The organism is Streptomyces sp. G45 (assembly GCF_049542095.1).
Lineage (GTDB): Bacteria > Actinomycetota > Actinomycetes > Streptomycetales > Streptomycetaceae > Streptomyces.
On the sequence record NZ_JBMUZU010000002.1, the window covers coordinates 50,499 to 68,557 of the forward strand.

Sequence of the window (18,059 nt, forward strand, 5' to 3'; positions counted from 1 at the left end):
TGCCGCTCGGGCCGGGTGCGTTGGCCGGGCCTGTCCCGTTGGCCGCGGTCGTGTCCGTCACGTCACTTCTCCTTCGCCGTGGAGCCGAGTTCGATCGTGTGGCGGCCGGGCGCGAGGCGCAGCTTGTCGTCGCGGACCTCGCCGGACCGGTCCCGCCAGCGCAGCGTCACGTCCAGGGGGCCGCGGACGCCGTCGCCGAGTCCGATGTGCACGTCGTGGCTGCGCTTTCCGGAGTGGCCGCCGCCGCCGTCGACCCGGCTGATCCGGCGGGTGCCGTCGGGCAGGGTCACGGAGACCTGCGCGTCGACGGCCGGGGAGCCCGAGGGGTGGAGCAGGCGCAGGCCGAGGTGGCTTCCGGCGGCCTTGCTCTGGTTGTGGTAGAAGACGGGCTCGCCCCACTGCCGGGCGACCGCGAGGTCGAGGCGGCCGTCGCCGTCGGCGTCGCCCGTCGCCACGCCCCGGGTGGGGATGGGCACGGCCATGCCGAGCTTCCCGGCGACGTTGATGTAGCGGCCGTCGTCCTTGGAGAAGAACCGCAGCGTCTGGTTGCCGCCGATGTCGTCGCCCTGCTTCACATGGGGCCACCAGTCGGGGTCGGAGACCAGGCCGTCGTTGGACATGGCCAGCTCCTGGAGCTGGGGCCAGCGGTTGGTCTTGCCCTTGACGAAGCCGGTGGCCTGGACGATCTCCAGCTCGCCGCTGTTGTCGAAGTCGCCGGTCTTGACGTCCCAGCCCCAGCCGGACCAGGCGGTGCCCAGCGGGGCGCTGCGGTCCTCGAAGGGCGCCCTGCCGACCTTGAAGTCCGAGCGCAGGGACTTCTTGTCGGCGGCCTTGTTCATGAAGGTGAAGTTGGACTCCTGGATGCCGAAGGAGGTGGTGATGTTGCTGACGAACATGTCGTACAGGCCGTCTTCGTCGAGGTCGCCGAAGTCGACGCCCATGCCCTTGAAGGAGCTGCGGCCGAGCTGCTTGGAGCGGGGGGTGAGCGGGTCGCGCGGGCCGTCCACGGCGGCGAAGTCGATCTTCCCGGGGCTCGACCGGTTGTGGAGGAGGCGGGAGGTGCCGAAGTCGTGGGCGAGGTACAGCTCGGGGAGCTGGTCGCCGTCGAGGTCGGTGGCGGACGCGCCGAGCGTCCAGCCGTTCCTGACGTCCTTGGGCAGCGCGTCGGCGGCCTTCTCGAAGCCGCGCGGGGTCCAGCGGTAGATGAAGTCCTCGCCGCCGTTCTGGGCGTGCGAGAGCGAGTCGTTCATCTCCACGCCGCCGTCGAGGGACGGGTCGAGGACGGGGCTGTCGGGGAAGTAGTTGCCGACGAGGATGTCGTCGTGCCCGTCGCCGTCGAAGTCGGCGATCGTGGTGGCGTTGGTGTTCCACTGGGGTCCGGTGTACGTGGTCGTGCCCACGCCCCGTACCAGCTCGGCCGGTTCGAACGCGGCGGCGCCGAGCTTCTTGGCGCCGGGCTTGGCGTGGAAGATGACGGGGGTGCGGCCCCAGTAGTAGACGAGCAGGTCGGTGCGGCCGTCCTCGTTGAAGTCACCGGCCGCGCAGCCCATCGGCGCCATGGTGTCGCTCATGGGCAGCGGGGCGGGGTCCAGGACGAACGGCTTGTACCGGTCCGCCTTCTTGCCCGGGGTCGGGGTCACGACGACCTGGTCGATGCGGGGGTCGGTGACGCACAGGTCGTTGGAGAGGCCGTCGCCGTCGACGTCGTTCATCGAGATGCCCGCGCCGACCGAGGAGATCCACGCCTCGATGTTCTTGTAGTCCTTGTTCACCTCGCGGATGGTCTGCTGCTCGAAGCCGGACGGCATGGCCAGGGACATGGGCTGGAAGGAGTAGCTCTCCGCGGCGCGCTCGACGTCGGCCTCGGAGGGGGTCGGCAGCCGCACGGCGTAGAAGGCGCTCACCATCAGGGTGAGGGCGACGATTCCCGGGATCTGCCCGCGTAGGCGGGTGCGCAGGGCCATGGTTTCTAGAACTCCCCTCGTGCGGCGATGTCCTGGGCGACCTGCTGCCGCCACTGCTCGTACGCGAGGCCGTCGGCCGCCGCGCTCGCGGTGCCCGACGGCCGCAGGTCGCGGCACACGCGCGCCGCGTCGGCGGCGTCGAGGCCGCACAGCACCTGGGTGCCGAGGTGGGTCTCGGGCCCGGTCAGTCCGGCCTTCTCCCGGGCCTCGGCGGCGAACGCGGAGCCCTGGGCGAGCTGCGGGCGCAGCTGTCCGGCGCGCTGGGCGAGCTTGCGCAGCTCCGCCTCGTCGGCGCCGCCCGCGTAGGTGGCGGCGAGCCCGATGCCGCTGACGAGGTCGCCGCGGCGCTCCGCCGGGAACCTTTCGGTCAGGGTCATGACAGCATCGGGGTCGGTGCCGCCGACGAACCACAGGGCGCGGCCGATGCCCTGGTCCACGGCGCGCCGCACATACGGGGCGGGACCGTCGGGCCAGCGCAGCGACAGGTCCTGGTAGGTCCCGTACACGTATTTCTCCGTCTTGAAGTACGCCTGGTGGAACCCGTAGCCGTCGAGGATCAGCCAGCGGATGAGCGGGTCGGTCGACGACACGTCGGGCCAGCGGAACCGGGGCAGCCGGGCCATGGCCCAGCCGATCCCGACGTACGCCATGTAGACGTGGTGGCGCCCGTCGCCCGCCAGGAGCGCGCTCAGCCGCTTGCCGCCGCTGCCCGGCAGGGCGTCGAGCACGGTGCAGCCCATCGCCGCGCCCTCGTGGGCGAAGCCGCGGAAGCGCTCGGGCACGCCGTCGAGGCGGTGTTCGAGCTCCGCCAGCGTGCGGGACTCGACGGCGTGGCCGTAGCCCTTGAGGAAGTTCCGGCCGATGGTCTCCAGGAGTTCCTGGGCCATCGGGTCCTTCTTGCGAAATCCCCTTCGGTCGAGGCGTACTTGCGCGACACTGGGGGTGAGAACACGGCGCCGCAGCGCACGCAGGTTTGCTCCCATCACGCTGAACTACCCTTCGTCGATTCCCTTTCGCACACCGGCTGTGTTTCCACACTTCGGCACTTCGGTAATTCGGTGGTCCGGTACTTCGGTGGTCCGGCAACGCGGCCATTCGGTGGTCCAGCAAGGCGGCCATTCGGTGGTCCGGCAACGCGGTGGCCCGGTGTTCCTCAGGAGACGCCGGTCGTGACGCGGTCGCGCACATTGCGCCGCCACAGTTCGTAGGCCGGGGTCCCCCAGGCCCCTCCGGCGGGCACCGCGCTGTCGTCGGCGAGCGCGACGGCCGCCTCGGCGGTCAGGCCCGCGAGCGCCTCGGCGGCGGCACGGGTGTGCTCCGGCACCAGACCGGCGTACGACCGCGCCTTCACCGCGAACACCGCGCCCTGCGCCAGCTCCGCCCGGTGCGCGCCCGCCGCGTGCCGCAGCGCCGCCAGGTCCGCGGGCGCGCACCCGCCCGCGAACGCCGCGGCCAGGCCGACACCGCTCCACAGGTCGCCCTGGCGCCGCTCGGCGAACCGGCCCACGGCGGCGGTGACGTGCGCGGCCCGGCCGCCGTGCACGAACCACAGGGCGCGGCCGACGCCCTGGTCCACGGCGCGCGGGAAGTAGCCGGGGGCGCCCTCCCAGGGGTAGGGGGCGGGCACCCGCTGCTCGTCCACCCACCGCCGGGTGTCGAAGTAGGCGCGGTCGAACCCGTACCCGTCGACGGCCAGCCAGCTCATCTGCGGGTAGTCGGCGCCGGTGAGGTCGGGCGCGGCCTTCTTCCACAGCGGCCTCGGCAGCCTGGCCAGGGCGAAGCCGACGCCGATGTACGCGAGGAAGACGTGCGGCCGGGCGGGGCCGCGCAGCAGGGCGGCGGCACGGCTGCCGGGCCCGGCCACCGGCCCCGGCTCACGGGCGGCGCCCCAGCCCCGCCCCCGGCCCATGGCGTCCCGTACGCACAGGGCCATGATCGCGCCCTCGTAGGCGAAGCCCCGCAGCTCCGGGTCGACCAGGTGGACGCGCTGCTCGATCTCGGCCTGGCCGCGAGCCGCGATGGCCCACTCGAAGCCGCACACCACCGTGCGCGGCACGGCCTGGAGCCGGTCCGCCGCGGCGGACGGCGGCACGTCGAACCCGCGCCGCTCGAACCCCACATGGGCCAGCGGCGGCGCGAGCAGCAGTCTGCGCAGTGCGCCGGGTACGTCAGGCATGGGTCACCCCCTCGTCTGGAATGCGCCTCTGGCATGTGTCGATCCCGTGGCGGCCCCGTGTGAGTCCCGTGGGGGACCTGTCCGGGATTCGTGTCGATGAAGGCCATCGTGAGTCCGGGTCCGTGCAGCGGGCATCTTCCCGCGTGCGTTACCCGGCGGTAGCCGACGGTCGAGGCGGTCGCGGCGGTCGCGGCACCTGCGCGAGGCGGCCCAGGGCGATGTGGAGGGCGGCGGCGAGGAGTTCGCCGACGGCCGGGGGGCCGCCGACGCACTCGCCCCCGGCGCGGACGGGTGCCGCCGGGAACGCCTCCGCGTTCTCCGCGGTCCACGCGGCCTCGACGGCATATCGTTCAAACGCGCCGGAGGGAATTCCGGAGGCGGTGCTGAGCGCGGACATAGGCATCGACGTACCCCTTGTTCCGAAGCAGCGCTTTCACGGCAGCGCTTGAGCGGTGACGATTTCGCAGTGGTGTCTCCACGGCGACGATTCCCCGGAGGTGATTCCCCGGAGGTGATTCCCCGGCGGTGATTCCCCGGTGGTGATTCCACGGCGCTTTTTCCGCAGCGGCGGCGGCGCGGAATCCGCGATGCACACCAACGTAACCGGATTCGTCAGCGGGATCGTCTTCCAGATTGCCGGGCCGGACGCGCGGTCACCTCGTCGTCGGCCACCGGCCGCTCGCAGTCCGTACAGATCAGCAGCGGCAACACCAGGCCCTCGCACCCGATGTGCTCGGTGCGGCGGGTCGGGCCGAGTTCGCCCGCGAGGTGCCGGTCGCCCCAGTGCATGTACGCCACCACGACCGGGGTCAGCTCGCGCCCCATCCGCGTCAGGTGGTACTCGTGCCGCAGCGGCCGCTCCTGGTAGGGCACCCGCTCCAGGACCCCGTGCTTCACCAGGTGGTTCAGACGGTCCGTCAGCACGTTCCGGGCGATGCCCAGCTCGCGCAGGAGCCCGTCGAACCGCCTGATGCCGAGCAGCACGTCCCGGACGATGAGCAACGACCAGCGCTCGCCCACCACTTCCAGTGCGTGGGCGAGGGAGCAGTCCTGGCCCTCGTACGTGCGCCTCAGCATCCGGTCATGCTATCGCGCAGTCAGTTTCTTCAAGAGACTCACTAGGGGTGGCGACGGGGGGCGGGGGCGGGGCGGAAGTGCGCAATCGAGGAGAAGACCGCGCCCCGCACACCTGCTGAGATACCTCGGGGATCCGCCCCCGACGCGCCCCTGACCCGCCTCCGACGCGCCCCTGACCCGTACCCGACGCGTCCCTCCCCCATGCCCGACGCGCCTCTCCCCGTACCCGAGCACCCTCCCCGCAAGCCCCTCGCCCCCCTCCTTCTCCCCCTCCCCCTCCCCCGAAGCCCGGTTGATCCGACAACCGCCCCCGCACGTACGGAACTCACCCATGTCCCCGCCCGTACGCCAGTCGAAGGGAACTCCCCCATGGACCGTTTCCGGCACCGAGGTCTGATCCCGCGCCCGCTGCTGTTCTGGGCGGGCATCGTCATCTGCGCGGCGGGGGTGGCGGAGCACATCCGCATGTACGTCGACGCCGCCGGGATGGACTACCACATGGCCCACATGGACATGGGCCCCACGATGTGGACGGCCATGGTGGCGATCGTGGTGGGCCTGCTCTTCTCGGGCGCCGGGCTCGTGCCGCGCGAGCTGACCGCCGCCGACCGGGAGGCGGCCGCGGCGACGCCCCCGTCGACCGCCCCGCCGACTGCCCCGCACACCGAGCCGCCCACCGGGGTGCCGACCACCCCGCGCCAGCGCACCCGGCTGCGGCGACGGCTGATCGCCGTCCTGTCCTTCGCCCTGATCGTCGATCAGATGAAGCCCGCCACGCTGGCGTTCATCCTGCCCGGCGCGCGGGAGGAGTACGGCCTGACCGCCGCGGAGGTGGCCGCGCTGCCCATGGGCGGCCTGACGGGCACGGTGCTCGGCTCGCTGCTCTGGGGGCACCTGGCCGACCGCATCGGCCGCCGCTCCTCCGTGCTTCTCGCGGCCCTGCTGTTCGTGGCGACCACGGTGTGCGGGGCCATGCCGAGCTTCGAGGCGAACGTGCTGATGTGCGTGCTCATGGGCATGTCGGCGGGCGGCATGCTGCCCATCGTGTACGCCCTGATGTCAGAGGTGCTGCCCGGGCGCAGCGCGGTGATGGTGCTGATCGCGGGCCTGACGACGGTGGGCGGCTACCTGGCGGCCAGCGGCCTGACCGCGGCGTTCGAGCCCCACTACGGCTGGCGGGTGCTGTGGTTCCTGCAACTGCCGCTGGCGCTGGCCCTGTTGGGGCTCAACCGCTGGATCCCGGAGTCCCCGAGCTTCCTGGCGTCGCGCGGCCGCACCGCCGAGGCGCGCCGCATGGCCGAGCAGTTCGGCCTGCACCTGGCGCCGCCGGAGCCGCGGACGAAGGGCGGGGCGCGCGCCCTGGTGGGCCCCGGCTATCTGCGCCAGACCCTGGTCATCTCGGCGTTCGCGCTCTCCTGGGGCCTGGTCTACTGGGGCTTCGTCACCTTCCTGCCGACCGTCCTCGACGACTCGGGCCTGAAGACCCCGGCGTCGCGGATCCTGTTCGCCTCGTCGGTGCTCTCCATCCCGGGCACGGCCGTGGCCGCGTGGCTCTACAGCCACTGGTCGTCGCGGAAGACCATCACGCTGTACGGGGCCGTCACCGCGGGGTCGCTGGTCGCGCTCACCGCGCTGCCCCTGGACAGCCCGCAGGTGGCGATCCCCGTACTGATCAGCCTGCTCACCGGCGCCAGCGGCGTCGTCTCGGTCCTCGGCCCCTACACCGCGCAGGTGTACCCCACGTCGTTCCGCGGCCTGGGCAGCGGCCTGTCCGCCGCGTGCACCAAGTCGGGCGGCATCATCGGCCCGCCGATGGTCGGCTGGATGCTGTCCGCGATGCCGACGGGCCGGGTCGCCACGGTCATCGCGATCCCCATGGCCCTGGCGTCGACGGCGTTCGCCAAGTACGGCCTGGAGACCCGCACGCCCCCGCCCTCCACCCCGAACCGCCCCACGACTCCGCACCGGGACGAACTCACCCCGCGCTAGCCGCGGCGCGCCGGGCGTGCCCGAGCCGCCCTCAACTCGCGCGGTGGGTCGCTTCGGTCGCTTCCGCGGCGCAGAGACGGTCGCGGAGGGGCACGTGACGGCGGGTGGCGCGACCTGCCGGGTGGTGGGGCGGGCGCGGGGCAGCAGGAGGCGTGGGCGCCCTACTCGATGGTCGCCGACCAGGCCCCGCGCCTGAAGTGGCAGGTCCCGTCCGGATCGACGCGGACCCTGGCGCCGTAGACCGGCAGCGTTCCCTCGTGGTTGAGGAAGTGCCGGATGCGCTCCAGTTCGTCCCACAGGCGCCGCGGCCCGCTCTGGTGCACCGTCGGCGGGTCCGTCCAGTACCCCTCGGCGCGGGCCCAGGAGCCGTCGGCGTGCAGCAGCCACACGGTGCGCCGCTTGCCGTCGTCCCGGCGCCGGTGCTCGATGCCGGGAACGGTCAGTTCCAGCGTTGACCACACGTCCCAGGCGTCGGGTACGTAGAGCGCCGGGTAGCGGCCGGTGGTCACCTCGTCCCCCTCCGCCTCCCTCGCCTGCTCGTACACGGCGTCGAGACCGGGCGGGTAGTCGTCGCCCTGCCGGGTCTCCATGAACCCGGCGGGGTCCGGCTCGACGCGACCGACGGCGCCGCCGTCCTTGGCCTTGTCCGCCGTCACGATCAAGCCGGTACCGGCGATCGTCGTCACGAGCCGTCCGCCCGGCTTCAACGCGGTCAGCCACGTAGCGGGTACGCCCCGCACGGACACGGTGGAGACGATCCGGTCGTACGTCCCCGGAAGCGGCCCGGTGATGTCGCGGACGGCCGTCCGCGGGCGCAGGCCGATCTCGTACAGGCGGGCCCTCGCCTTGTCCACCAGGGCGGCGTCGACGTCGATGCTCGTCACGCGCTCGTCGCCAAGGCGCTGGCAGGCGAGCGCGGTGCCGTAGCCCGTTCCGGTCGTCACCAACACGTCCGAGTCGTCACCGATCATCGCGTGCCGGTACATCGTGACCACCAGGCTCGGCAGAGTGGACGACGACGTGGGGCGACCCGTAGCGACCTCGGCGCCCAGCTCGGCGTCGTCGGCGTGCAGCGGGCCCACGCGAGTCACCAACGTGCGGTCGCTGTAGGCCGCCCTCATCCACGCCTCGGGCTCACGGGGCCCGTCCTGAAGAACCCACCGCTCGCCGTCGTTCGCCCACCATCGGGGGACGAAGTAGTGCCGGGGGACGGTCGCGAGCGGCTGGCGCCACCGCGACTCGGGCCGGACCGCGGCGGCGGCCAGGCGCGCGGCGTGTGTCTCCCAGTCCAATGCGACCACTCCTCGTTCCAGTGCGGTTCTAGTGCGCGGGCAGGCAGGCGGGGGTTTCGGCCGGTGAGCAGTCGTCGCCGTCCAGGTCCGGGTTGCAGGCGGTCACGGTCCTGTCCGTATCCGTCCCCGGCGAAGGCTGGCACGAGTCCTCCTTGGGGGTGCAGGAGTCGGGTACGCACGCGCCCCGGCGTGGGCGCGGGATCGCGGAGACGAGAGCCGCCCAGGTGTCTGAGGCGAACACGTCGGCCAGTCGCGAGGTCCGCACGTTTCCAGCGGGGTGCAGGAAGCGGGACAGGACGCACGGCCAGACCTGACCGTCGGGTCCGACGGCGGCGCGACCCTGCCCGCAGGAGCCGCACAACTGCGTGACGGACGGAAGGGCGTCGGCCTTGACCGCGGCATTGCCGACTTCGCGGACACGGTCGACGCGTACGTGCGTGACGCCGAGAGATTCCATCTCGGCGCGGGCCTGATCGCTGCGCTGCCCTTCCCTCATATGGATGATGCCGACCTTGATCGGAATGTCGCGGCGCACTGCCTCAAGGATGTTCGCCCGGGTCCTGTCGTGGCTACCACCGCGCCCCGTGATGGCGTCGTGCTCGTCCGGGTCGTCGGAGTAGTAGGACGTGGCGAGGGTGACGCGCGGGTGGGCGAACAGGGCCCACCACTCGAGCCGTACGCGGTAGAGGTTGCTGAAGACCCGCACCGCGAGCCCGCAGTTCAGCGCGTGCGTCAGCAGGGCGGTGAACTGGGGGTGCGTGGTCGGTTCGCCGCCGATCAGCTGCACCATTTCCACGCCGACGCGGGCGGCGTCACTGATGACGTTCCGCCAGTCGTCGCCGGTCATGCTGCCGTGTCCCCTGGCGGGCCCGGCCTCGGCGTAGCAGTGCGAGGCACACGTGAGCTGACAGCGACGGGTGATCTCCAGTTCGAGGAACGTGGGAGCCGCGGGCGTCGCCGGGGCTGTTGACGTAGTCGTCACAGGTCCTTCCCTTCAGGTGAGTCGGGCTTCGTCCGGCCGGGGGCGGGGCCGTCACCGGTAGAGGCGGCGTTCGCGGACCTGGCTGCGGGTTCCGCCCTCGGGCCGCTCGGGTGGCCGCAGGTGTTCACGGCCTGTCCAGGGCACGCTTGTTCGCCGCCGTGACCTCGGCACTCAGCCGTTCCGCTGAGGTGGCCGGGCGGATCTTCGACGGGTCGGCCTCCCACTCACGGCCCCCGCCGACCGGGCGGAGCATCGCGTACGGCCCCGCCTTGCCCTGGTACTGACCCACTTTCCGCACCGCCGGATCGAACACCAGGGCTCCGCGCTCCGGGACCGACACCGCTGCCTCTTGCCGTGCCATCGCAACTCCGTACGCCGTCACTGTCCGCCCCATTTCCACCCGGACAGCCAATTACTTTGGGTACGTTCAGCGTTGCTCAGCGCAACCGTCGGCCACAACGCCGTGCGCGTGCCACCGGCCGACTGACACGGAAGGGGACACCGTGAGCCGTCGCAATGCCACGGGAGGGGCAGGAGCCACGTCCGCCGCCTTGTTCGGCGAGGTGCTGAGACACCACCGCGAGGCGGCGGGACTCACCCAGGAGGCCCTGGCCCGCAGGATCCCCTGCGACCGCTCCCACGTGGCACGGATCGAGGCGGGCACGCGCGTACCGCAGGACACGTTCGCCAAGGCGTGCGATGAACTCCTCGGCACGGGTGGGGTGTTGCTCCGACTGTGGGCACGCATCGACTGGTACCCCGAGGTCGAGCATCCCGACTGGTTCGAGCGGCGGGCGGAGATGGACGCGGAGGCCGTCGCGCTGCGTGCGTACCAGACGCAGTTCATCCCAGGCCTGCTGCAAACCGAGGACTACGCAACGGCGTTGTTCTCCCTGATCGAGAGCGGCGAGGTAGTCGAGGAGCGTGTCAGGGCGCGCCTCAGTCGACAGCAGCGCTTCCTCGCGCCGGACGGTCCGCTGTACATCGCCGTGCTGGATGAGAGCTGCCTACGCACCGTGGTGGGGAACGCGGCTGTCATGCGGGATCAGTGCGCGCACTTGCTGTCCGTCGGTCAGCGCTCCAACATCCGCGTGCAGGTCGCCCCAGCTGACGACCCTGTACTCAATCGCCCCGCCACGTCCATGTCCCTGATCAAGCTTCCCGACGGGCACGAGTGGGTCTACTCAGAGTCCCTGGACCGAGGCCACTTCAACGACGATCCGGCCGTCTACGCCAGCCATAGCCAGACCTATGATGTGCTCAGGGCGGACGCTCTGTCAGCTCGCGAATCCGCCGCTCTGATCAGTGAGGCGATGGAAGGGTACGGGCACCATGGACAGGCACGAACTCCGCACAGCGACATGGATCAAGAGCAGCTACAGCGCAAACAACGGCGGCGACTGCATCGAGATAGCCCCCGGTATCCCCGGCGCCGTCCCCGTCCGTGACAGCAAAACCCCAGACACCCCCGCGCTCATCTTCGAACGATCCACCTGGCAGTCCTTCGTCACGGCCATACGCCAGGACGCGTTCCACGCCTGAAGAGGGAAGGGCACGGACACCATGCACCGTAACGAACCCCACACGACGGCATGGATCAAGAGCAGCTACAGCGGCGACAACGGCGGCAACTGCATCGAGATAGCCCCCGGTATCCCCGACGTCGTCCCCGTCCGTGACAGCAAGACCCCAGACACCCCCGCACTCCTCTTCCAACGATCCACCTGGCAGACCTTCGTCACAGCCATACGACAGGACACGTTCCACGCCTGAGCAGCGCGGAGGCCGGTCGGAGCCTGGTGCGCTGGCGCTGTGGTTCCTTGCGTCCTTCGCCTCTCCGGCCGCTGGCCGAGACCGGGCGGGTTCCGGCCAGTGGGCTGGCCCGGCCGCTCTCACCTTCCGCTTCCGCGTGAAGTCGCTTCGGTCGCTGGCCGTCGCGGGTGGGGCAGTTCGGCGTGGCGTACCGCGCTGGACGTCAGGGCGATGGCCGCGCCCAGGCTGGCGAAGAGGGCGCAGGCCGCGAAGGCGGGGGCGGTGCCCCAGGTCGCGATGGCGGTGCCGACCAGGGGGTAGCTGAGGGGGGCGAGGCCGACCGTGGCGAGCAGGGCGACGGCGGTGACCCGGCCCAGGTGGGCGGGGTCCGTGGCGGTCTGGATGAGGGCGCTGTCCAGGCCGCCGAAGACGCCCGCGCACAGCCCGATGGCCGCGGCGAGGGACGCGGCCAGCCACAGGGACGGCGCGAGTGCGATGGTGGCGGCGCCCGCGCAGCCCGCGAGCAGGGTGCCCGCCAGCATGAGACCGGCGCGCGGCAGCCAGCCGGTGAGGGCGAGCAGCGCGGCGCTGGCCGCCGCGCCCGTGCCGAAGCCGCCGACGATCCAGCCGTAGCCGGAAGGACCCCAGCCGCGTTCGGCGTTGAGGAGCACCAGGCCGACGTTGAGGGTGCCGAGCAGGCTGCACTCGCAGACGGCGCCCGCGGCGACGAGCGGGCCGATGAGCCGGTGGCGGCGGATGTAGCGCAGGCCGTCGAGCAGGTCCTGGCGGGCCGTGCCCGGACGCGGCCTCCCGGGCGCGTCGGGCTCTGGGGGGCGTGTCCGCAGGGTCAGCAGGAGGGGCAGGGAGAGGGCGAAGAGCAGACCGGCGGCGGCGAAGGCGGCGGCCGGTCCGCCGAGTGCCAGGGCCAGGCCGCCGGTGGGCGGGCCCGCGATCTGCCCGAGGCGCGTCGACAGCGAGCGCAGGCCGCTGACCCGGGCCAGCTGAGCGGGGTGGGTGAGGCGCTGCGGGAGGGCGCCGACCGCGGGCAGGAACAGCGCGTCCACGGCGCCGAAGACCAGCGCCAGCGCGACGAGCAGCCACAGGCTCGGGGCCGTCAGCGCGACCGCGGCGGCGACCGCGAGGATCAGCAGGCAGCGCAGCGCGTCGCTGCCGAGCAGCAATCGCCGGGGGTCGAACCGGTCGGCCAGGACGCCTCCGCCGAGCATCAGCAGCGCCCGCGGCAGTGCGCCCGCGGCCATGACCAGGCCGACCTCGGTGGGGCCCGCGGTCTTCTGGGCGGTCCAGCCCAGGGCGACGAAGTACACGCTGTCGCCGACGAGAGACGCGGTGTGGGCGGCGAGCCAGCGCAGGACGTTGCCGTCGCGGTGGGCCGGTGGGGTGGCGGGCTCGGGCGGGGCGGTCTGTGCGGTGGCCATGGAGGCTCCAGGGGTCCGGGGCCCGGGGCCCGGGTGGGGCGGTCGGGCCGGGGCCGGGGCCGCTCAGGGACGGAAGGGGAAGCCGTACAGGTGCACGGAGACGTGCTCGCGGGCGTCGGTGTCACCGGCCGCCCTCGCGGCCTTGCCGCGCTCGCGCCAGCGCCGGGCCACCTCCTCCAACTCGTCGCTCATCTCGTTCAGTTCGTCCGGGGTGAGGTCGAGCAGCCACTCGGAGCTGAAGGCCGCGTCGGTCCACGCCTCGCCCCAGGCGGCCCGCTGGTCGAGGTAGGTGCGGTACTGGGCGGCGCGAATGTCGAACAGGCCGCGGGTCACCGCGCCGACCGCGGCGGCCCCCTCGGGCGTGTCCGCGAAGTCCGAGTCGCGAAAGCCCCAGCCGTCCTCGGACGCCACCCGCCACCACCGCTCGCGGCCGTCGGAGCCCGCGTCGTCCGCCTCGGTCACGAAGCCGTGCTCGGCGAGCTTGCGCAGGTGGTAGCTGACCAGCGACGGCGTCTCGTCGACGCGCTCGGCGAGCTGGGAGGCGGTCGCGGTGCCAGCCGCGTACAGCATCCGGTAGAGCCGCATGCGCAGCGGGTTCATGAACGCCCGCAGGCGTGCCAGGTCGGTGATCCTCTCCGGTTCGCGCTCGGGTCGCATGCGCCTCACCGTAGATGTGAAGCGAAAACTTCGCAATAAGTGCTTCAGACCGCGCAGACCGCGCCGGATCGCCAACAGCCCCTGGGAGTGGTCGAGTTGGAGGGGGGGCGGGGGCACGAGAGCTGCGGGGGCATGGGGGCTACCGCGCGGGCGGCGGTGGAATGCGGGGCGCGCGGTGCAACCCGACGGGCGGAGATCGCTTCTTTGTGAGCGGCAAGGTCCGTGGAGACGACGAGGGCCCGGGGCTGTGTGGGGGCGTGAGGGGGGTGGGTGTGGGGCGTTCTGCGACTGGTCGTTGATCTCGCATCGTCGCCGTGTCGCCCCCCGTACGCGGGGGCGGGGCGGCCCTCTTCGTTCTCGGAGTCCGTTTCGTGAGACCCCTCGCTCGTTGGCGCACCAGTGGTGCCCTGTGGCTGGCGCCGGTGTGTCTGGCCGTCGTCCTGCTGTACTTCTTCAAGTCCCTGCACGAGGAGCCCGGTTACACGGCGCTCGTCGACGGACCGGCGTGGGCGCCCGCGGTGGTGGCGCGGGCGTTGGACCCGTACTTCTGGTTCGCCTATGCCGTGGCCGCCGCGCTGGGCGCGTGGGAGGCGGGGCGGTTGAGGAAGGACGGGGTGTGGGGGCTGGCCCCGGCCAGGTCGCGGTACCGGGTCGCGGCCGAGGCGCTGCTGCCCGGGGTCGTGGTCGGCTGGGCGATGCTCGCGCTGCCCGTCGCCATGGCGCTGGCCGAGACCCGGACCTGGCCGACGGTGAACTCGCTGCCCCTGCTGGGGATGGGCTGGTTCCTGGTCGGGGCGCACACGACGATCGGGTTCACGGTCGGCCTGTGGGTGCACCGGGTGATCGCGGCACCGCTGCTGGGCGCGGCCGTGCTCTACCTGGTGGGCTGGTCGGCGTCCGACGGCGAGCGGTTGTGGCCGCGGCACCTGTCCGGGCAGTACTCCAGCGGGCTGGGGTTCGGCGAGCTGGTCCCGTTCACCGTGCTGTGGCCGCACCTGGCGTTCACCGGGGCGATCGCGGTGTTCTGCGCGGTGGCCTGGGTGCCGTTGCGGGCGCGGTGGGCGCGGGGCGCGTTACGGGTCCTCGCGGGCGGCACGGCCGCCGCGGTCGTGGCCGCCTGCGTGGCCCAGGTGCACACGTGGGGCGCCGTCGGGCCGCTGTCGGCGAACCACGCGCCGCTGGAGTGCGCGGGCAGCCACCCGCGTGTCTGCGTGCCCCGGGCCGCGGACGCCGACGTGGCGGCCCTGCGGCAGGACGTCGTCGGAGCCGTCACCGCGCTGCGGCGGGCCGGGGTCGACGTGCGGATGCCCGACGCGGTCAACGACACGCTGGGCACCGGGCGGTCCGGCACCCGCTCGACCGGCCGCCAGTGGTGGCTGCCGCTGTCCGGGGCGGCACAGCCCGAGGCGGTGCGGCTCGGCGTCGTACGCCAGTCGGTCCGCTTTCCCTGCGCGCGCACCGACCTCGTCAGGTCCCGCTCGGCCGTGCTGTGGGCGGCGACCGTCGTCAGCGCCGACCGGCGCTACCTCGCCCGGCAGCGGCAGGAGGTGCAGCAGTTCGCCCGCCCCGGCGCGGTGCTGGCGGCCATGCGGCACCGGGTCGCCGAGGCGCGGACGCTGACCCCGGCCGGGCAGGCCGCCTGGTTCCAGCGGGAGCGGGCCACGGCGTGCGGGGGCGCGGGCGCGGGGAAGGGCGACCGACGGTGATCTGGTGGTTCAAGGCCCGGCGCGTCGCGCCCGTGGTCGTGCCGTGCCTGGCCGGGTACGCCGTGATCGTCGCCGTACTCCACGGGGCCACCGTCGAGTTCCCTTCGCTGCTGGTCGGCGGGGCGAACGACGTGCCGGTCCTGCTGCTCGCCCCCGTGCCGCTCACCTCGGGACTCCTCGTGAGCCTCACGTCCCGCCTGGTGGAGGGCGAGGCGGCCGCGTGTCGGCGGGTGTCCTCGTACGACACGGCGCTCACGCTCCTCGCCGGTGCCTGCGCCACCGCGGTCGGCTGCGTCGTGGGGCAGGTGTCCGGCGGCGACGACGCCTGGTCGGTCGGCCGCAACACGCTGTTCCTGACCGGGCTGACGCTCCTGGTCCACACCGTCGCGCCCCAGGGAGCCGCGGCCGTGCCGGTCGGCTGGGTGCTCACCGTGGCCTTCGTCGGCTTCGACCAGTTCCACCAGGCCCACGCCTGGACGGTCCTGCCTCGGCCGCCCGCGGACGTGCCCGCCCTGGGGGCCGCGCTCGTCGTCTTCGCCGCCGGTCTGGTCGCCCACGCCCGTCACCGGCCCCGCCCGTAAGGAGGAACTCTCCCCCATGCCGATCCAGTTCGACGCGTGCTCCTACGCCTACGGGCGCCGCAAGCCCGCGGTCCTCGACCGCCTGACCCTTACCGTCCCGGACGGCTTCACCGTGCTGCTCGGCCCCAACGGCGCCGGAAAGTCGACCCTGCTCCGGCTCGCCGCCGGAGTCACCCGCCCCACGGCGGGCGAGGTGCGCCTCGGCCCGCACTCCTCCCGCGGCCGGGAGTACCGCCGCGCCGTCGCCTGGATGCCGCAGACCATCACCGCCATGACCGGGCTCACCGCACGCGAGCAGGTCGCCTACACCGGCTGGCTCAAGGGCATGAGCCGCGCCGACGCCTGGACCGCGGCCCTGGAGGCGCTCGCCCGGGTCGAACTCGCCGACCGCGCCGACGTGCGGACCGCCCAGCTCTCGGGCGGGCAGCTGCGCCGGGTCGGCGTCGCCGCCGCGCTCGTCCACCGCGCCACCGTGCTGCTCCTGGACGAGCCGACCGCCGGAATGGACCCCACGCAGCGCCGCGTCTTCCGCGAGCTGGTCCTCACCCTCGTCACCGGTGACGTACGGGTGCTGATGTCCACGCACGACGTGGGCGACCTCGCCGAAGAGACCCACCACGTCACCGTGCTGGGCGACGGGCGCGTCGGCTTCACCGGCACCACCGCCGCCTTCCTCGCCCACGCCCCCGCCGGGACCCCCGAGGCGCGGCGCGCCGAGGCCGCGTACGGAGCGCTGGCCGCACGGCCCGGCTGAGCGGGCGCCAGCGACCGAAGCGACCGGGCGCGCGGGTCGGCGGTGGCCGGTCGCGGCGCCGGTGGGCGGGGCGCGGGGCGGCCGCGCATCGTCCCTGAGGGGCGGGTCCTGGTCCACCGTGCGGTGGACCAGGACCCGACTGGGGGGTGATTCCGGGGCGGGTGCGCTACGTGAGGGTGGAGCCATGGCGATGACTCCTCCCCCGCGCCCGGCCCCGGGCCCCGTGGCCCCTCGCGTCTGCGGAGAGCGCCCCGACACGGGCTGGGGCGTCCGGCCTCCCGGGGCGTGAACGGCGTCAGGCGGTGCGGCGGTCGCCCTCGTCGTCGCAGGGCAGGGGGTCGGTGGTGTGGCGGGCGAGGTCGCGGGCGGCCTGGCGTTCGGCCTCGGTGATCGCGGTGGGCTTGACGTCGATGATGCCGCCGAAGGGCCGGTCCACGTCCCGGATGACGCACAGCATCGTGGCGAGCAGGGCGGTGATCACGGTGAGGGTGAGGAGCTGCCCGCGGTTGTTGCGGCGGGGCAGGCAGATGCCGAGGGCCACGACGGTGATGGTCAGGGTGGCCAGCAGGAACCAGAAGATGGGGCTGGGGATGCTGGCGGTGGCCTGGGTGAGGCGTTCCTCGCGTTCGTCGGAGCGCTTGTTGTCGGCGGCGACGAGCATGCCGAAGGCGGGCTTGCCCTGGAGGTCGCGGAAGGCGCGGCGCACGTCGGTGGACCACACGCTGGGAGCGGATGAGCCGTCGCCGTCGGACATGGCGGGCCACTCCTGGGCGCGCACGGCCCGGGCGTAGCAGACGGCGTCGGCCTGGATGCGCGCCCGCTGCGCGTCGGGCGCGTACTCGGCGGCCTCGGTGAGCTGGTCCAGGGCACGGGCCTCGCCCCGGGCGGCGGTCTCGGCCTTGCCGTAGGAGCTGGAGGCGGTGACCAGGACGAACGCGAGCAGCAGCACGGTCAGCGTCAGCAGGGGGCCGACGAGGTCCTTGACCGCCATGCCTGTGTCGTCGTCCTCACTGGTCAGCCGGGGCCGCAGGAAGCGGTTCGCCGCGATGCCCGCGAGCAGGGCGAGTACGGCGACGACGATGACGAGGACGGATGACGAGGACAACGGACGGTCACCTCCGGGAGGAGCGGGCGGCGGGCGGCGGGGCACGAGGGCGGCGCGCCCCGGCGGCGGGACGGCCGGGCACCGGCACACCCGGCCCCCGCGGTCATGTCCCGCCCTCCGGCACCCCGGAAACGGCAGAAACGTTTCCTCGCCTTCCAATGGCCGACCCGCGAAGGCGGCGGACCCGCGAAGGCGGCCGCCCGCGAAGGCGGCGGACCCGGTTCCGCCGCCCCGGCCGGACGGAGGCGTACGGCGCTACAGGTGAGGGGTGATCAGCTCGACCACGTTGCCCTTGGAGGACGGCCCGATCCGGGTGCCGACGATCTTTCCGCCCTTGAAGACGTACAGGGTGGGGATGGCGGTGACGTTGTACTTCGGCGGCGTCTCGGGGCTGCGGTCGATGTCGAGCCGGGCCACGGTCAGGCGGCCCGCGTACTCCTTGGCCACGTCGGCCAGGATCGGGTCGAGGGCCCGGCACACGCCGCTCCACTCGGCGCGGAAGACCGCGAGGACGGGCCCGGACGCCTTGACGACCTTCGGCTCGAAGTCCGCGTCGGTCACGTCGACGACGGTGTCGCTCAGGGGAAC

Annotated in this window: 18 protein-coding genes; 7 read left to right on the top strand and 11 right to left on the bottom strand. The window is 73.0% G+C overall.

Features of this window, described 5'->3' with window-relative positions; genetic code table 11:
- Positions 1 to 62: 62 nt before the first annotated feature.
- The 4 genes from ACOBQU_RS39110 to ACOBQU_RS39125 form a co-directional block, all read right to left on the bottom strand.
- Complete coding sequence (locus ACOBQU_RS39110; protein WP_423635144.1) at positions 63 to 1,964, bottom strand: CRTAC1 family protein; 1,902 nt, start codon at positions 1,962 to 1,964, stop codon at positions 63 to 65.
- Positions 1,965 to 1,969: 5 nt separating this feature from the next.
- Entirely contained in the window at positions 1,970 to 2,947 is a 978-nt protein-coding gene (locus tag ACOBQU_RS39115; RefSeq protein WP_423635595.1) for a DUF1702 family protein, read from the bottom strand.
- A gap of 170 nt (positions 2,948 to 3,117) precedes the next feature.
- The gene (locus tag ACOBQU_RS39120) at positions 3,118 to 4,140 is read right to left on the bottom strand and encodes a DUF1702 family protein (protein WP_423635146.1); all 1,023 of its coding nucleotides are present in this window, start codon (positions 4,138 to 4,140) and stop codon (positions 3,118 to 3,120) included.
- A gap of 612 nt (positions 4,141 to 4,752) precedes the next feature.
- Complete coding sequence (locus tag ACOBQU_RS39125; protein WP_423635148.1) at positions 4,753 to 5,217, bottom strand: winged helix-turn-helix transcriptional regulator; 465 nt, start codon at positions 5,215 to 5,217, stop codon at positions 4,753 to 4,755.
- A 369-nt stretch (positions 5,218 to 5,586) separates the two neighbouring features.
- On the opposite strand from ACOBQU_RS39125, the gene ACOBQU_RS39130 reads away from it, so the two are divergent.
- On the top strand, positions 5,587 to 7,206 hold the full coding sequence (locus tag ACOBQU_RS39130; RefSeq protein WP_423635150.1) for an MFS transporter: 1,620 nt from the start codon (positions 5,587 to 5,589) through the stop codon (positions 7,204 to 7,206).
- A gap of 161 nt (positions 7,207 to 7,367) precedes the next feature.
- On the opposite strand, the gene ACOBQU_RS39135 is transcribed toward ACOBQU_RS39130, so the two are convergent.
- The 3 genes from ACOBQU_RS39135 to ACOBQU_RS39145 form a co-directional block, all read right to left on the bottom strand.
- Positions 7,368 to 8,498: a protein-L-isoaspartate(D-aspartate) O-methyltransferase gene (locus ACOBQU_RS39135; RefSeq protein WP_423635152.1), complete on the bottom strand. Its 1,131-nt coding sequence runs from the start codon at positions 8,496 to 8,498 to the stop codon at positions 7,368 to 7,370.
- A gap of 28 nt (positions 8,499 to 8,526) precedes the next feature.
- The gene (locus ACOBQU_RS39140; protein ID WP_423635154.1) at positions 8,527 to 9,480 is read right to left on the bottom strand and encodes a radical SAM protein; all 954 of its coding nucleotides are present in this window, start codon (positions 9,478 to 9,480) and stop codon (positions 8,527 to 8,529) included.
- 124 nt (positions 9,481 to 9,604) lie between these two features.
- Entirely contained in the window at positions 9,605 to 9,841 is a 237-nt protein-coding gene (locus ACOBQU_RS39145) for a hypothetical protein (protein WP_423635155.1), read from the bottom strand.
- A 142-nt stretch (positions 9,842 to 9,983) separates the two neighbouring features.
- Between ACOBQU_RS39145 and ACOBQU_RS39150 the strand changes: the two genes are divergently transcribed.
- Genes ACOBQU_RS39150 through ACOBQU_RS39160 form a run of 3 tightly spaced genes read left to right on the top strand, consistent with a single transcriptional unit; the run spans position 9,984 to position 11,253 of the window.
- Entirely contained in the window at positions 9,984 to 10,928 is a 945-nt protein-coding gene (locus tag ACOBQU_RS39150; protein ID WP_423635157.1) for a helix-turn-helix domain-containing protein, read from the top strand.
- On the top strand, positions 10,891 to 11,022 hold the full coding sequence (locus tag ACOBQU_RS39155) for a DUF397 domain-containing protein (protein WP_423635597.1): 132 nt from the start codon (positions 10,891 to 10,893) through the stop codon (positions 11,020 to 11,022). Before ACOBQU_RS39150 ends, ACOBQU_RS39155 begins: the two co-directional genes overlap by 38 nt.
- A gap of 21 nt (positions 11,023 to 11,043) precedes the next feature.
- Entirely contained in the window at positions 11,044 to 11,253 is a 210-nt protein-coding gene (locus ACOBQU_RS39160) for a DUF397 domain-containing protein (RefSeq protein WP_423635159.1), read from the top strand.
- A gap of 119 nt (positions 11,254 to 11,372) precedes the next feature.
- Here the strand turns inward: ACOBQU_RS39160 and ACOBQU_RS39165 are convergent, their stop codons facing one another.
- Together ACOBQU_RS39165 and ACOBQU_RS39170 are read right to left on the bottom strand one after the other, a co-directional pair.
- Entirely contained in the window at positions 11,373 to 12,668 is a 1,296-nt protein-coding gene (locus ACOBQU_RS39165; RefSeq protein WP_423635161.1) for an MFS transporter, read from the bottom strand.
- A 63-nt stretch (positions 12,669 to 12,731) separates the two neighbouring features.
- Positions 12,732 to 13,325: an ArsR/SmtB family transcription factor gene (locus ACOBQU_RS39170; protein ID WP_423635163.1), complete on the bottom strand. Its 594-nt coding sequence runs from the start codon at positions 13,323 to 13,325 to the stop codon at positions 12,732 to 12,734.
- Positions 13,326 to 13,696: 371 nt separating this feature from the next.
- Between ACOBQU_RS39170 and ACOBQU_RS39175 the strand changes: the two genes are divergently transcribed.
- Genes ACOBQU_RS39175 through ACOBQU_RS39185 form a run of 3 tightly spaced genes read left to right on the top strand, consistent with a single transcriptional unit; the run spans position 13,697 to position 16,366 of the window.
- Positions 13,697 to 15,031, top strand: a complete 1,335-nt coding sequence (locus tag ACOBQU_RS39175) for a hypothetical protein (RefSeq protein WP_423635164.1) — start codon at positions 13,697 to 13,699, stop codon at positions 15,029 to 15,031.
- On the top strand, positions 15,028 to 15,612 hold the full coding sequence (locus ACOBQU_RS39180; protein WP_423635166.1) for a hypothetical protein: 585 nt from the start codon (positions 15,028 to 15,030) through the stop codon (positions 15,610 to 15,612). The genes ACOBQU_RS39175 and ACOBQU_RS39180 overlap by 4 nt, the downstream gene beginning before the upstream one ends.
- 16 nt (positions 15,613 to 15,628) lie before the next feature.
- A complete protein-coding gene (locus ACOBQU_RS39185) occupies positions 15,629 to 16,366 on the top strand; it encodes an ABC transporter ATP-binding protein (protein ID WP_423635168.1) in 738 nt (245 codons plus the stop codon).
- Between the two features lie 295 nt (positions 16,367 to 16,661).
- Here the strand turns inward: ACOBQU_RS39185 and ACOBQU_RS39190 are convergent, their stop codons facing one another.
- Complete coding sequence (locus ACOBQU_RS39190; RefSeq protein WP_423635170.1) at positions 16,662 to 17,471, bottom strand: hypothetical protein; 810 nt, start codon at positions 17,469 to 17,471, stop codon at positions 16,662 to 16,664.
- A 255-nt stretch (positions 17,472 to 17,726) separates the two neighbouring features.
- On the bottom strand, positions 17,727 to 18,032 hold the full coding sequence (locus ACOBQU_RS39195; RefSeq protein WP_423635172.1) for a thioredoxin family protein: 306 nt from the start codon (positions 18,030 to 18,032) through the stop codon (positions 17,727 to 17,729).
- Between the last annotated feature and the right edge of the window lie 27 nt (positions 18,033 to 18,059).

What these genes read in the sequence shown, in the direction of transcription:
- ACOBQU_RS39110 (WP_423635144.1), bottom strand. Translation starts at nt 1,964, where the DNA reads ATGGCCCTGCGCACCCGCCTACGCGGGCAGATCCCGGGAATCGTCGCC.
- ACOBQU_RS39115 (WP_423635595.1), bottom strand. Translation starts at nt 2,947, where the DNA reads ATGGGAGCAAACCTGCGTGCGCTGCGGCGCCGTGTTCTCACCCCCAGT.
- ACOBQU_RS39120 (WP_423635146.1), bottom strand. Translation starts at nt 4,140, where the DNA reads ATGCCTGACGTACCCGGCGCACTGCGCAGACTGCTGCTCGCGCCGCCG.
- ACOBQU_RS39125 (WP_423635148.1), bottom strand. Translation starts at nt 5,217, where the DNA reads ATGCTGAGGCGCACGTACGAGGGCCAGGACTGCTCCCTCGCCCACGCA.
- ACOBQU_RS39130 (WP_423635150.1), top strand. Translation starts at nt 5,587, where the DNA reads ATGGACCGTTTCCGGCACCGAGGTCTGATCCCGCGCCCGCTGCTGTTC.
- ACOBQU_RS39145 (WP_423635155.1), bottom strand. Translation starts at nt 9,841, where the DNA reads ATGGCACGGCAAGAGGCAGCGGTGTCGGTCCCGGAGCGCGGAGCCCTG.
- ACOBQU_RS39160 (WP_423635159.1), top strand. Translation starts at nt 11,044, where the DNA reads ATGCACCGTAACGAACCCCACACGACGGCATGGATCAAGAGCAGCTAC.
- ACOBQU_RS39165 (WP_423635161.1), bottom strand. Translation starts at nt 12,668, where the DNA reads ATGGCCACCGCACAGACCGCCCCGCCCGAGCCCGCCACCCCACCGGCC.
- ACOBQU_RS39170 (WP_423635163.1), bottom strand. Translation starts at nt 13,325, where the DNA reads ATGCGACCCGAGCGCGAACCGGAGAGGATCACCGACCTGGCACGCCTG.
- ACOBQU_RS39185 (WP_423635168.1), top strand. Translation starts at nt 15,629, where the DNA reads ATGCCGATCCAGTTCGACGCGTGCTCCTACGCCTACGGGCGCCGCAAG.